The organism is Pseudomonas syringae pv. tomato str. DC3000 (assembly GCF_000007805.1).
Classification (GTDB): domain Bacteria; phylum Pseudomonadota; class Gammaproteobacteria; order Pseudomonadales; family Pseudomonadaceae; genus Aquipseudomonas; species Aquipseudomonas avellanae.
Window position 1 is genome coordinate 5,348,905 of sequence record NC_004578.1, and the last position, 13,736, is coordinate 5,362,640.

A 13,736-nucleotide genomic window follows, 5' to 3' on the forward strand; every position below is an offset into this window, starting at 1 on the left:
CATGGGCCGCATAAAGACAAACAGGTTAGTACGAGGATCTTCTTATAGCGTTAATACTTTAGATATCTTCCGAAGTGGCATTTTTCTTACTCATGATTATATTAAGAGCTCATGGCGTAAATTCTAGTTATCCACTCCCTCCACAATGAACAATTGCATCTCGTCGGCTGCACCTTCGCGGAGGTGTCTAGCCTTTGTATACTCTTCAGAATTGTAGAACTTCTGTGCTGCCTCAACTGAAGGGAACTCTACAATCACCACACGACGGCTTTCAGCCTCTCCTTCCAAAAGAAACTTCTGGCCTCCTCTCGAGATGAAGCGGCCTCCATGAGCTTTCACAATGTCAGGCGTTAGCCGCTTGTAATTATCATACCGAGCTTGGTCGGTGATACTCATTTTACCAATAAGATAGGCGCTCATTTTACCCTCCACACATCAAAGCAAAAACCCGACAGCGGGTGCCATAATTTTTTCCAAGAGAGTCACCTTCGCCATGGGCTTAGCATCGGGATGCAAGCCATCTGATCGTTCAAGGAGACGGCCCACGCTCAACCATGAATCGACCTTAAAGGCGTAATGGGCTAGCGCCCATCGTCCATTTTGACCAAAAGTGCTCCGGGGATACGCTTTACTGGAGATATACGTAGTCCATCCCGAGCTCTTCGATCTTGCTCACTGATGATCACGCCTTGTTCCGTTCCAGCATGGTCCTGATGTTGGAAATGAGGCTGCCGCAGAAGACGGTCAACGAAGCCAGCACGCTCGATGACGTTCTCACCCAAGACGCGTCTCTTGGGTCATTCCTGAACCCTGGTGTCCCGAGAAGGGCACTGCAGCACTTTCCGCGTGCATCTCCCTTGGTCAGGCCGGTGGTAGCTGATGCTGAGCGACGTCTTTTTCCCGATAGCTGATAGGCCTTCGGCAAGCTGCTCCTACAGGCGCTCTGGAGTATCACCAGCACTGGAATAGGCGCCGCCAGGTGGGCAAGTGACACCAGTTCAATAACGGACTCGCACCAGCTTTGTACGAAAAAAGACTCAATGTCGTTTCCGGGATGAGTTGACCACTAAATGTCCACGTCAGCGTGATGCTTCCAGATCAACGCATTCGTCAGTTTTGAGTTTGTCTTCGGAACCCACGAGCCCTTGTGACCACATATGGGATCCAATTAATTCATCCGGGACAGCTCATAGCTCTATGAATCCTCTACAATCTACTCAACACAGCATTACAACTCCCCTAATCAGTGGCGGTCGGCCATTAGACGCTGTGGGCCCTCAGGCCCAGCAATCTCACCCTAAAAGGATTTCACCCTCTCAATTGAGCCCAGGCGCTCACCAGGCTCTAAAACGCCCTTCAGCTAATGCCGAACACCAACGCATTGCATCACTGGTACGCAACGCTCTGCAGGATGGCACACTTCAATTTCAATCCAGTAACGACAAGCAAGTAACCTATAAAGCGCCAGTATGCCTGCCAGCTGACACCAGCACCGATACCGATACCGATACCGTGAGAACCGAACGCTTGATTAATAACGAGCTGACGGTTCAGGCCCGATTAAATGATCAATCGGAGTACGACATCGTCAGTGCCCATTTGCATGGCTCTTCGAGATCCATATCCTTCGATGTGCCCAGCCCACCGCCTGCACATGGCTCAGCATCTTCAGCCTTGAGTGAACGGACCCATCTAGGGAGGCGCTGCAAAAATAGCCAACTGTCCCCACCCTTGGCACACTAAGTTCCTTCAACCAGCCTCCCTCTCCGTGAGCGTTACGCGCGTGCAGAAAACCTTCTCCGAACTCGAATATACCGGCAAGAAAAAGCAGACTCGCCGAGATCGCTTCCTGGCTGACCTTGAACAGTTGGTGCCCTGGGCCCAGCTGGAGGCGCAAGTGGCGCCGTTTTATAGCAACACCGCAGGCAAGCGCGGACGCCCTGCGATAGGGGTGTCGCGCATGTTGCGCATGTACGTCGTGCAGCAGTGTTTCGGTTTCTCCGATGAAGGTTGCGAAGATGCCGTCTACGACAGCCAGGCCATCCGCGGTTTTATGGGTATCGACCTGGGTCGCGAGTCGGCACCGGATGCCACCACCTTGCTGCGTTTTCGCCGCTTGCTGGAAACCCATCAGCTAACGCGGCTGCTGTTTGAAACGATTAACCAGCATCTGGCCAGCCGGGGGCTGCTGCTCAAGGAAGGCACTATCGTCGACGCTACCCTGATCGCCGCGCCGCCCTCGGTCAAGAACCGAGAAGGCAAGCGTGATCCTGAGATGCATCAGGCCAGGAAAGGCAATCAATGGCACTTCGGGATGAAGGCCCACATTGGTGTAGACGCCACGTCGGGGCTGGTGCACAGCGTAGTAGGGACGGCCGCTAACGTGGCGGATGTCACCCAGGTTGGCCAGTTGCTGCACGGTGACGAAACCTATGTTTCGGGTGACGCTGGATACACCGGTGCGGCCAAGCGACCGGAGCATGCTGAACGGGACGTTATCTGGTCGATTGCAGCACGGCCAAGCAGTTACAAGCAGCACGGCGAAGGCAGCGTGCTGTATCGGGTCAAGCGTAAAATTGAATATGCCAAGGCGCAACTGCGCGCCAAGGTCGAGCACCCCTTCCAGGTAATCAAGGTGCGCTTCAATCATCGCAAGGTTCGCTACCGTGGGCTGGAAAAGAATACAGCGCAGTTGTTCAGTTTGTTTGGGTTGGCCAATCTGATGCTGGCCAAGCGGTATTTGCAACAGGCGGCAGGATAAATCCGTCTGAAAGGCGGGACTGGCCCGCCAATCAGCAAAAGGAGGGCAGAAATCTGCCCGAGAAACGCAAAGCAAGGCCGGCAGGTTGAAAAAAACCGGCTTGGAAATGAAGACGGTGCGAACGGGTTAATTTTTCAGCGTCTCCCTAGGTATGAGTCGCGTTCTCTCACAAGATGCAGTAGATGGCAGTGGCTTGGAAAGTCCGTTACTGAGCTCGCGAGCACATTCTCGTCCGCCATCACAGCCAGAGCCCGTGCATATCGGATCAGTCCGCAGGGACTCTGGCAGCCTTGTTTCCGATAACCCGGTAGTGCACGCACTGCTAGCCTTCGCGCAGGCCGACCAGGCATTCCCACCACAGGCCGCTAGCATTGACGGAGTCCAGCTGGAAATGCGGCCAACTCGAGATATTGAGCAAGCACTTAAGAAATTCAAAGATGCCTTCACGGTGGAGAAGGCGCAACTGATGTCCGTTACAAACTCGTCGGAGCGGGCAGATGAGGATATCAACGCAGACATCCATATCCCGTTATTGCTTAAGGCCATTGAGCAGGGTGCTGCGGCATTTGGCCCAAACGCATCGATCGGCCAGAATAGCGCGAAAGCGTTTCTCGCCTCGTGTGCTCCCACGATCACGTCTAATGACGATGTCCTCTCAGCGTTCATCAACCAGAAGCTGAAGGGGGACGATGATCTTAAGGTACGCCTAGGCGCACAGGAATTGTTGCACGTCGCCACCAAGAAAGAGTTTCAACTCGGCGGTCTTGCCGGCAGCATCGGGGTCAGCAGCATACTCGGCTCGGCATGGGAGCTTGGAGCTTCGGAACTGTTGAAAAATGCCATCTTCGGCAAAAACTTCTCACCCAGTCAATATGCCCTGCAATTGGCCGGGATCGATTCGGTGCCTCCTTTGATGATCGAGTCCATGGACACCATGTGCGTACTTGCCATCATCAAGGGTATGAAAGGTGAGGAGTGGTCCATGAGCGATCTACTCCCCAAGGCGTTGAAGGCCGGCGCCATCTCATCGGTGGTCTCATTCCCCAATAATGTTTTGCAGTATGCAGGCTTCAAATCCAGAGTCGGCGATCTTGCCGCAAACTCGGTGACAACTGAAGCGGCAATCTTTGGCGCCGCCTCCGGTATTCCACCCGAGGTCAAGGAAAGTGAAGAGCTGATGCGTGCTGGCTTGTTCCAAAGCATGAAGGACGGCGTGATGGCTCATCCCGGCGAGGGGGTGGACACCAAAGAGACGATTGAGCGGATGACGCGCCATGCGCTGGATATCGCTCCGGGTGAAAGCACCGCTGTCAAGTCCATGGGGCTGGCATCGATTGTCGGGATGATTCCACTGATTGCCAGCAACAAGGCAACCGGGCTGCTGTCAGAACAGGTACTGCGTATTTTTCGGAGCGCCGTCTTCAATCCAATCGAAGCCATCGCTCTGAACGCGTTGGCGCTAGGAGGGCGTGTCAACGTTCCCGGGCTATTTGATTCCGACAATGCAAAGCATGCACGCGTGGTACAAACCATTCTTGCGCGGGCCAGCCAGCAAATGGAAGCTGGAGACCGTAACATTTCCGCAGAGGAGCTACATCAAATGCTGGCTCCCCGGAGCGAGTTCCTGCGCCATGTGGGATCTGCGATTGTCAACGGCATGAATGCCAGCTTTGAGGCAATTCCCGCGCTGGCTCGGAAGCTTGGATATGGTGAGGCTCCGTTGGCCGAACGTATTCCGTATCAAGACCTGGCTGTGCGCGACTCGCCGCGTCAGCCCGCCCCCTGAACCATAGTCGCCGCGATCTGCCGGACTACACGAGGAGCGGCCAAGCGGGTACCCGCGTGTAGCCTCGGCTGAATTGCGTCGCGCTTTCAAAGTCGGCTTCGACTGCAGCCGATATGACGCTCTGGGAATTCAAAGCAACTTTTCAGACAAACCCTAGGAAACATCTGAGAGGCGACAACCATCCTGAGACCGGAGGGACGATCGGCATGCTTTATGTCGACCGTCCCCACACTTTAGCCGTTGTAAAACTGCTTAGAGGCGTTTTTGCAGATCTGTTTGTAGAAGTCGTCACCGTCCTGGACCGTAAAACCAGCACCCACAAAGCACCCTCGTGCAATTTCGCGGAGAGAATGCCTTATTCCGCTCGAATTGTCGTATACGGCGTTGAGGCAACCTATCAGAATCACAACATCATCTTTTGACAAGGGAGGCTCACCACTCATTATTCTTGCGTGATTAACACAGGACGTCGCGTTGAGAGCTGTAAACGAGTCTCCTAACCCTGAGGCGTCTTCAAATCCCACACCGGAATTGCTAAGCTTAACATGAGTCAAAGGCAGGTTTTTCAAGTCTGCCATTGATTTATGTTTCAAATCTTCTATTTTGTCGGGGGGTAGCTTGAAGATTTTTTCTTGTATATAAATATATGCGTGGTAGAGCACTGGCCCTGCAATGCTGGTATTCCTCTTAAACATGTTCTTTGCTAAATCTTGCTCTGAGAACGGCCTACTTAGTTCTATTTTATCAGCTTCATCTTGGAGTACAGTGCCCCGATTATAATGGCTTTTCAATATGACCCGTTCCGCATCCCCCCAAGCGTCTTCACCCGCATAGACCTGTCTGAAAACCAAAAGTGCCTGGCCTGCTGCGAATTGGGAATCACTGTTGAGCGTGATACTTTTTCGAAGTAAGTTATCAAGAGTTTCCATACACTGCTTGGGCGTGAGAGCTTTTTCGCCATGAGTCGCTTTTATAAAGTGTTTCAGGCCTTTTTCCACAAATGGCTTTGTGATAGAACGAGATGTATAACCAGTAGATCCCGTCTCCTCATTTTTAACGCCGGTCAAAGAATATTTGTTCTTGCTTATATAGGCTTCGCTATTTGTAAGGTCATAGTCTTTTGGTGTTTTTTCCGGGTTGAGTTTTTTTATTGCCTCTTCATTGGTAAGCTCACCTTTCAGGCACATAATATTCTTCAGAATTGATGTGTGCGCTTGCTCCGTGTCAACTAGGTCGGAGAGGTAAATCTTAGTTGCTGCACGATAATCAATCATCGTTAAGAACTGATTCTCTCCGCAAAGCCTAAGCGGGCTTAAAAGCGAGTTTTTATTTTCAAGAGTGCTGCTATGGTTGTTTTGGTAGCGCTTTCGCGCTTTATCTTGTGCATCGTTAAGCCTGGCATCGCTGGTAAAACCACCTTTGCCATCATGCAGAGAAGTGGTAGAAAGAAAAAAATTATTGGCAGTTTTATCGTAGAGGTAGGCGCTGCCTGCAAGGTATGCAGCGTACCTCATGGCGCGGAAGGGCAATTTAGAGTTATTGCTGGATTGGCCTTTTGAATCGCCTTCGTGTGTCTTTGCAGTTTGCGTAGCGCTCAGCGCAGCAGGTTCATTATTTTTTGCTATTGCATTAGTTACTTCCATCTTAGGCGAGGCATTAAAAGTATTCTGCACCATTCTTGAAGCTGAATAGAGATGACTGTTCTTTATTTGCATAATCTACATATCCTATGTGCTGCGGGTCATTAGCTCATTTTACAAGGTCATACGTGGTCATACGTGGTCATCGCCAAGCGTAGAGTTCCACTAGTAAGTTTTCTTCGTTCTCCAGCGCCAGCCCAGAACGCATTCAGGTTGTTCATCTTGCCGACGCTCTGGACGGTTTACTGTCCGCTAGACAAAATCAACTAACTATTAACATGAGTCAGAGATTGTCATAGTTATCTGATCCGAAATGCGCACTGATTGCGAGCATTGCCGTTTTCGATTGCAAGCCACTACAGCTACAAAACTACAGGACCTGCGAGCAGCCGAGCAGCCAAGGCGACAGCGATTCCGTTGAAGCGAGGTCATGGAGGATGGAACTATCTTCCCACACGGAGCCACTTAGCCTCTCCGTGATCACTGGACTCCCCCCATGCCCCGCATTAATCCAACTAGCTTTATTGGCATCTACGTCGAAACGTCCGACAATCCAGATCGAAGTGGCTTCTTGGCTTCCAGAGGGAAACCACATCTGCATTGTCGCAGTTAAATAAGAGTTACGCCCGACGCACGTTAATTTTCAAACAATGAGGCCACCTGTGAAATGGAATATCATTCAAAAAATGCAAACATACTTATCAGAAGCACAATTACAGTGATGCACTTGTAGTGTGCGACTATGAAAACAATAGCGGCACAAGCTTTAGAATAAACTTTCGAAAAATTACCAGAAAACTAGATCCATCCATCACTCAGCGCTCATTGAGAAGCTTCAAAAATCACTTACTTATTAGATTAGTTTGACCACCTATCAGGGAAACTTATGATAACCCCATCGCGATACCCAGGCATCTATATTGCGCCTCTTAGGGAATCTCCGAACAAGTCCCCAAATGTGATGAAATACGCCTGACCACCTGATCCGAGCCGCCCATGAGCCAGATGAGCTTTTCCGATTTCGAATATGCCGGCAAGCGTAAGCAGACACGCCGCGAACGTTTTCTCGCCGAGATGGATCAGGTCGTGCCCTGGACAGGTCTACTGGGCCTGATCGAGCCGTTCTACCCGAAGGCCGGCGGAGGCAGAAAACCTTATCCTCTGGAAACCATGCTGCGCATTCATCTGCTGCAAAACTGGTTCTCCCTGAGCGACCCGGCCATGGAAGAAGCGCTCTACGAAATCACGCCCATGCGCCAGTTTGCACGCCTGACCTTGAGCGCCCCGATACCTGAAGACACCACGATCATGAACTTCCGGCACCTGCTGGAAAAGCATCAACTGGCCCCTGCGATCCTCGCGGTCATCAATGGTTATCTGCAAGACAAAGGCCTGTCCCTGCGCCAGGGCACCATCGTTGTCAACGCCAACTAAAAAGTGACCCCCTTCCGTGCTAAATCGCCAACTTAGTTTTGACCCCCCTCGGGTTCATATTTTCGAGCCGGTTCGGCCCGAGAAGATTTGGTTCCTGCTTTGCGCTTGTCCTTGAGTCGATAGCTTTCACCTGTCATCTGCACGATATGGGCATGATGTAACAGCCTGTCCAGCATGGCCGCTGTCAGTGTTTGATCATCCGCAAAGGTTCCGGCCCACTGGGTAAACGGCAAGTTACTCGTGAGGATCAGGCTGCCTTGCTCGTAGCGCTTGGCGACAACATTGAAGAACAGGTTGGCTTCATCACGACCAAACGGCAGGTAGCCGATTTCATCGATGACCAACAACCCAGGGGCCATCACCACACGACTGAAGTATTCCTTGAGCCGTTCCTGGCGGTGCGCAGCGGTCAGTTGCAGCATCAAGTCAGCCGCCGTGACGAAGCGGGTTTTGATACCGGCCATCACTGCCCGGTAGGCCAGGGCGATAGCCAGGTGGCTCTTGCCTACACCACTAGGCCCCAGGAACACGATGTTCTCGGCACGTCCAACAAAACTCAGTGCTGCCAGCTCCTGGAGCTGTGCCCGGGGGACGCCGGTGGCAAACGCGAAGTCGTATTGCTCCAGCGTTTTCACAGCGGGCAGCGCGGCAGTTTTCAGCAGGGCCTGTCGAGAGCGTTCACTTCGGGCATCGGTCTCGGCAGCCAGCAGCTTTTCGAGGAAGTCGGCAAAGCTGTCTTCGCCGCTTGCTGCTTGTTGGGCCAGGTGCGGCCAGTCCACCCCGACGCGCTCAAGCTTTAGCCCCTTGCATAGTTCTGTCAGGCGAGCATGTTGAAGGTTCATGCTCTCACCTCCAGCAGTTGCTCATAAACCGACAGCGGATGCTGCAAGCTCTCGTACGGCAGGACCCGTCCCAGGCGTAGGCCTTGGGCGGGTTGTGGGCGCAGGCTCTGTGTTGGCAGTGGTAATAGTACCTGCTGCTCTTGGGCCAGACGTACCGCCGGTTGAACACCCGTCGTGCCGTGAATCCGCTGATGAGCGACTTCGTCGAGCCATTGGCCGATATGTGCGTTGGCCGTCACCACATCCAGCGTCAGACCCGCACTCTTGAGCGTAGCGGCCAACGGGGTAATGAAACTGCCCTTCAGATACCCGTTGAAGCGCTCAACCTTGCCCTTGGTCTGGGCACGGTAAGGGCGGCAGACCTTGGGAATAAAACCAAACTCATCGGCCAGCGCAGCCAATCGGGGATGCCAACGGTGCTGGCCCTCCCCAAAAGCATCTCGCTCGGTGATGATGGTTCCGGCGTTATCAAACAATGCCTGCTCGGGCACGCCGCCAAAGTAAGCGAACGCCTCCCGAAGCCCTGTCAGCCAGGCTTCGCTGTCCTCTCGCTCGGAGAAACGGACAAAGCTTGCTCGACTAAAACCAAGTGTCGCCACGAACGCCTTAAGCGGCTGACGGCCTCGTCGAATGGTGGTGAAGTCCACCTGTATCTGCTTGCCGGGCAGTGTCTCGAAACGTACCACCGGCTCTTCTGCCTTACGTTTGAAGGGGCGAATATAAGCCTTCAGACGACTGACGCCGCCGCTGTACCCCAATGCCGTGATCTCACGCAGCAGGACGGTCGCCGGAATCCAGTGTGGGCGCGCCGCCTCAATACGCTCGTGCAGGTAGTCCTTGAAGGGGTCGATTTTGCACGGACGTGCGGGTCTCACCTTGTCACTGGGTAGCGACCGGGCCTTTCGCAGGTACTTGCGCACGGTGTTACGCGAAATACCCAGCTCACGGGCGATGAATTTGATGCCATGGCCCTGACGGGCCAACACTTTAATTTCCACAGACTGCTCCTGGGTCAACATATTGGCAGCTCAAAGCCGCCAGTTTTACCCAGGGGGGTCAATTCTAGGTTGGCGTTAGGGGGTCATTTTTACAGTGGCGGTGACACATCGTCGATGCCACCATCATTCATGCCCCTTGCTCGACCAAGAACGAGGAAGGAAAGCGTGATCCCGAGATGCATCAGACGAAGAAAGGTAACCAATACTTCTTCGGCATGAAGGCGCATATCGGCGCCGATGCGGAGTCGGGACTGGTTCATCATGTTCATGGCACTGCGGCCAATGTGGCCGATGTCACGCAGGTCGCCGAACTGCTCCACGGCGAAGAAAGCGCGGTGTATGCAGACGCTGGATACACCGGTGTCGAGAAGCGTGAAGAGCATGAAAGTCGTGAGGTCATCTGGCAAATCGCGGCGCGGCGCAGCACGTATTCCAGGCTCAATAAACGCAGCGTGCTCTACAAGGCCAAGCGCAAGATCGAGTACTGCAAAGCTCAGACACGGGCCAAGGTCGAGCATCCGTTTCGGGTAATCAAGCGTCAGTTTGGCTATGTGAAAGTGCGCTTTCGTGGGCTGATGAAAAACACAGCTCAGCTGACCACGCTGTTCGCCCTGTCGAATCTGTGGATGGCTCGAAAACAGCTGATGGGTATGGGTGAGTTGCGCGTTTAACACGGAAAACCGGGCGGAAACGCCCTCAACGCGCGTTGCATCAGGCCATTTTCAGCAAATAGCGCTGGGTGCCGGGCAAATTGCGACTCGCCGCCGCTGCGTAGCAAGTTGATCGGAGCATCCTTAGCAATGATCTTACTGCAGCGAACGCTTTCAAAGAAAAGGCAGAGGAGGCGCTGGACCATACCAACGCAGGTCCCTCTGGCGATAAACTTTTGCGAAAAATATCTACCCTTAGCAGTCAAAAAGAAAGAAAAATAACCCTAAAAGAGATTGAAATAAATAACCAATGCTATACGGAACCTGTTCTGAGCAGGAGACAACTGGAAAAGTACAAACCAAAAGATCTCACCGAGAATAAGTGCATTGCATCACACCTTTCACGAAAGGGAACCTTTACTAAGGGCGAAGGAAGCAATGCGATTATTAGCTGATCACCAAACAAAGCAAGTATCCGCTTAAACCAAAATAGCTCGCCGTTACACCTCGGAATGGACAATGTGGACAAGATAACGACATTGGCTCATGAGTTTGTCAATGCTCGACATATTTTGAGTGGCAGTTCCTTAGCCGATGACGGGGCCCGCTATAATCCCCGGACAGGTTCTGGCAAAGAGGAGCTGCACGCCGCTGGACTAGAGAATTATCGTTATTCAGTTACAAAAAAGCCTTCAGAGAACTCCATCCGTGCTGAACACGGGCTGCCTCTATCACCACAGTCTGTACCACTTCACGCCTCATCCTAGATCAATCAAAACAGATATCACGTACCCCATCGGAAAGTAGCGTGTAATCAGCACTTCCTCAGCAAAAAAGTATGAGCAGCCCAGCTTTGGAGCGATCGAAAAGTGCGCCAACGTTATTGACTTCTGCACAGCGCGAGATGCTTGCACACCCAGTAGACCAATACCTGAGAGACGTTCAGAAGAGTGCGTTGAAAGGCCTCTGGGAAGGTATTCAAGCTGGATTGCTTCCTGGGTTGGATGACTCGTGGTTCTTTCGGACGTTCATGCCGAATGCACAGATTGAAGCAGCACAGATGGATAAAAATAAAGAGAGGTCGTTTGATGATATCTGGCCTAAAGTGACGGAGCTAAACCTGTATGATCTTCTGACATTAATGGCCTCAGTCCCGGGCGCGGCGAAACTGCTCTTTAAACCCAAAGCTACACACTCAGAGGGATTTGGTGTTCTAGAGCAAGTAGGTCCAGATGATGTAACGCATCCAGAGAAAGCAAAATTATTGATGTCCGCTTTATCCAAATCTGCGCTTGTCCAGTCGACGGCAGTCCCGGATTGACCCACGGCAAATGCCTACAGGAAACAGGCCTCCTTGTTTGGCAGCGACGATGGCCTGGCAGAGTGAAGACAATACTTGGTGGTCACTCTGTCATGCCTGTCAGCTGAGCCGGTGACGAAGCATATTCTTTTTCTAGCTGCCCTCTCGATGTGTAGGGTTTTGAATACTACACACGAACCTTTGCCGTCTTATCCTCCTTGCCGTGTGCTAGGGTTGTCTGAAAAGTCAGCCCGCAAGCATATTCCGATGCAGGTCAGTGTGACCATGACTTTAAAGCTGCTGGCCAGTTTGTCGTAAAGAGCCGGGGGCGTTCGTTGGTGACCAAATAGCAGTCTGTAGCTGTAACGATCTGCAATCGAAATGGCGCCGACCTGTAATCATCGCGTTTTTCGACCGACATTAATTGAGTCTATCTGGCTCCGCGAACCAGTGTTGACTGCAAACGAACCCGCATTCATCCGCTTCGACCTGCAATAGAGCGCGGCCGACCAAGATTAAATGCGACTGAAAAATCGATGATTTTGGAGTCCACCAGACGGTGGCTTTATCGAGCCGACCAAGCAGCACGAGGGTTTACGGACAACGCTTGAGGCGTACGTGCAGACCGAAACCAGCGACCAATACAAGCTTGCATTGGTGCTGAGAGTATAGGTTGATGCCTCGCAGTTTCATGGCTGCCCGGCCTGCGCCGGTCGCGCATCGAGTGGCAATGATCCCCTTTTTAGACCTGTAACGGCGACGTTTTTGTGCCGGATTCCAACCCAGCCCTCAATAACTGTTATTCGGAAAACGACGACGTTTTCACTGGATAAAAGTCACCTGTCTTCAAAATGGGTTCAAGGAACTTCTGGTATTCAGACCAAGAGCTATAAACTTCAATTTTTGCTTTAGGGTTTTCAATATCACCACTCACTCTGACGAGAAAAATACCACAACCTGCTTCGATGATTCGCTTCGCTTTTTCACCAGTAGATCCATAGGATAATAGGTAGCCAAGCGAAGTAATTCCTAGCAAAGAACCTTTCTTAGCAGCAGATGCTTTCAGCAGCGGCTCTGCTGGAAAGTCGGAAATCATCAGCATCAGAGCGCCTAGATGATGAACCTCGCCATCGAAACCATCAGCGAGCTCTTTGCCTACTCTTAAAGCGTCGGCAGCACAAGATTTAGGTATCTCGTTTTCATGGGCGAATGAGCCATAGGAAGTCAGCAGAACTGTACCAACGGTGGGAGGGTTTTTTGGATAGGGTATATAGGTTTGCATGCCGGCCTCTAAAAATTGATCCATAGCACAATGACGGCGCTCACAAGTTCTGCACAATAGCTCTGCTGCTCGAAACTCCGATCCCTTATTGTATCTTCCTATGACGTAGGCTTGAGTGGACTTTGAGGCGGATTTGGTTCCCCGCAAACGTGGACGACGCCAGAGCTTTACTCTGCGCAGATGGGCATTCCCGAACTGCTCTATTATCGCAGCCCCCTGCGAAAATTTGTATATGTCTTGGCTTTTGTCTTTGCCGGTATCTGAGTTCGGCATCCACTTAACAAAAGCCCCGAATGTAATTGTTACTGCTATCCCTACTTTCATGGCTGCTCTTTAGCTGAATGCGCTGTCCTGCAATGCTACCTGCAATGGCCTGCGACAAGCGTGGCTTCGGGCAGATCAACTGCAACTGGCCCGAGCCTCAGATCGGCAACCCCGCCGCCAGCATCCAGTCGCGCAGTTCTGTAGTGCGAGCCGGATCGAGTGCGTTACTAAACAGTGCCTTGATCTCGGTAGGCTTGGCGTCGAACTGCTCGACCAGATCCTTGATGCGATAGCCATGGCGTGTCAGGGTAGGCTCCAAATCATCCAGTTGCCGGGACAGCACGGACGCCACAAACTCAGCTGAGACAGGTTTGTCGCCGGTCAAGTACGGCCTCCTCTACCTGTGTGGGGGCGACGTCCGGAATAGGGGAAGCAGTTTCACCGAACAGCGCGCGCCGCATTTCTTCTTCAGTTAACTCACCGTTCATAAAGTATCTCAAGGAAAGACAGATTAGATCCTCTAGACTTTACTAGATTGCTACCCTCCGGTAGTAGCTACCACCGGAGGGTGTACAAAAAGCGGCGAAGGATCAGGTGGATCGAAATTGTGGTTCTGGACGGATGTGATGCCTACGACGCTACCCGCATCGGTGGCGTCCGGCTTAGTCGTGTAAGACAATGCCTGCAGGTGCGTGGCATAGGTACGCCCCCCGCATTGCTTGAGTCCATCACCTACTTCCATCGCTTTTGATGCCCAAGGCCATGGAAAAACACATGTG

General features: G+C 52.3%; 7 protein-coding genes and 6 pseudogenes. 7 read left to right on the forward strand and 6 right to left on the reverse strand.

The window, feature by feature from the left end:
• Positions 1 to 123 precede the first annotated feature (123 nt).
• On the reverse strand, positions 124 to 420 hold the full coding sequence (gene cmaL / locus PSPTO_RS24420; protein ID WP_005888835.1) for a coronamic acid biosynthesis protein CmaL: 297 nt from the start codon (positions 418 to 420) through the stop codon (positions 124 to 126).
• Positions 421 to 1,197: 777 nt separating this feature from the next.
• On the opposite strand from cmaL, the pseudogene PSPTO_RS30380 reads away from it, so the two are divergent.
• The 3 genes and pseudogenes from PSPTO_RS30380 to xopB all read left to right on the forward strand — a co-directional run.
• Positions 1,198 to 1,698, forward strand: a pseudogene (locus PSPTO_RS30380) (Effector protein AvrPphD); the annotation flags it as partial.
• Between the two features lie 85 nt (positions 1,699 to 1,783).
• Complete coding sequence (locus tag PSPTO_RS24425; protein ID WP_010213957.1) at positions 1,784 to 2,761, forward strand: IS5 family transposase; 978 nt, start codon at positions 1,784 to 1,786, stop codon at positions 2,759 to 2,761.
• A 253-nt stretch (positions 2,762 to 3,014) separates the two neighbouring features.
• A complete protein-coding gene (gene xopB, locus PSPTO_RS24430) occupies positions 3,015 to 4,547 on the forward strand; it encodes a XopB/HopD1 family type III secretion system effector (protein ID WP_005888834.1) in 1,533 nt (510 codons plus the stop codon).
• Positions 4,548 to 4,780: 233 nt separating this feature from the next.
• Here xopB and xopAG read toward each other — a convergent pair whose 3' ends face one another.
• Complete coding sequence (xopAG, locus tag PSPTO_RS24435; RefSeq protein ID WP_011105137.1) at positions 4,781 to 6,262, reverse strand: XopAG/AvrGf1 family type III secretion system effector; 1,482 nt, start codon at positions 6,260 to 6,262, stop codon at positions 4,781 to 4,783.
• 921 nt (positions 6,263 to 7,183) lie between these two features.
• On the opposite strand from xopAG, the pseudogene PSPTO_RS24440 reads away from it, so the two are divergent.
• Positions 7,184 to 7,603, forward strand: a pseudogene (locus tag PSPTO_RS24440) (transposase); the annotation flags it as partial.
• Between the two features lie 50 nt (positions 7,604 to 7,653).
• On the opposite strand, the gene istB reads toward PSPTO_RS24440, so the two are convergent.
• Both istB and istA read right to left on the reverse strand, forming a co-directional pair.
• Positions 7,654 to 8,463: an IS21-like element ISPsy4 family helper ATPase IstB gene (istB, locus tag PSPTO_RS24445; RefSeq protein ID WP_005741073.1), complete on the reverse strand. Its 810-nt coding sequence runs from the start codon at positions 8,461 to 8,463 to the stop codon at positions 7,654 to 7,656.
• Positions 8,460 to 9,482 (reverse strand): IS21-like element ISPsy4 family transposase, encoded by a 1,023-nt coding sequence (gene istA / locus PSPTO_RS24450; protein WP_002551322.1) that lies wholly within the window; start codon positions 9,480 to 9,482, stop codon positions 8,460 to 8,462. The genes istB and istA overlap by 4 nt, the downstream gene beginning before the upstream one ends.
• A gap of 86 nt (positions 9,483 to 9,568) precedes the next feature.
• Here istA and PSPTO_RS24455 point away from each other — a divergent pair.
• The 3 pseudogenes from PSPTO_RS24455 to PSPTO_RS24465 form a co-directional block, all read left to right on the forward strand.
• Positions 9,569 to 10,132, forward strand: a pseudogene (locus tag PSPTO_RS24455) (IS5 family transposase); the annotation flags it as partial.
• A gap of 119 nt (positions 10,133 to 10,251) precedes the next feature.
• A pseudogene (gene xopG / locus PSPTO_RS24460) lies at positions 10,252 to 10,878 on the forward strand (XopG/HopH/AvrPtoH family type III secretion system effector).
• Positions 10,879 to 11,039: 161 nt separating this feature from the next.
• Positions 11,040 to 11,432, forward strand: a pseudogene (locus tag PSPTO_RS24465) (hypothetical protein); the annotation flags it as partial.
• 778 nt (positions 11,433 to 12,210) lie between these two features.
• On the opposite strand, the gene PSPTO_RS30385 reads toward PSPTO_RS24465, so the two are convergent.
• On the reverse strand, positions 12,211 to 13,017 hold the full coding sequence (locus PSPTO_RS30385; protein ID WP_226992658.1) for a hypothetical protein: 807 nt from the start codon (positions 13,015 to 13,017) through the stop codon (positions 12,211 to 12,213).
• A gap of 97 nt (positions 13,018 to 13,114) precedes the next feature.
• Positions 13,115 to 13,345, reverse strand: a pseudogene (locus tag PSPTO_RS24475) (phosphoribulokinase); the annotation flags it as partial.
• Between the last annotated feature and the right edge of the window lie 391 nt (positions 13,346 to 13,736).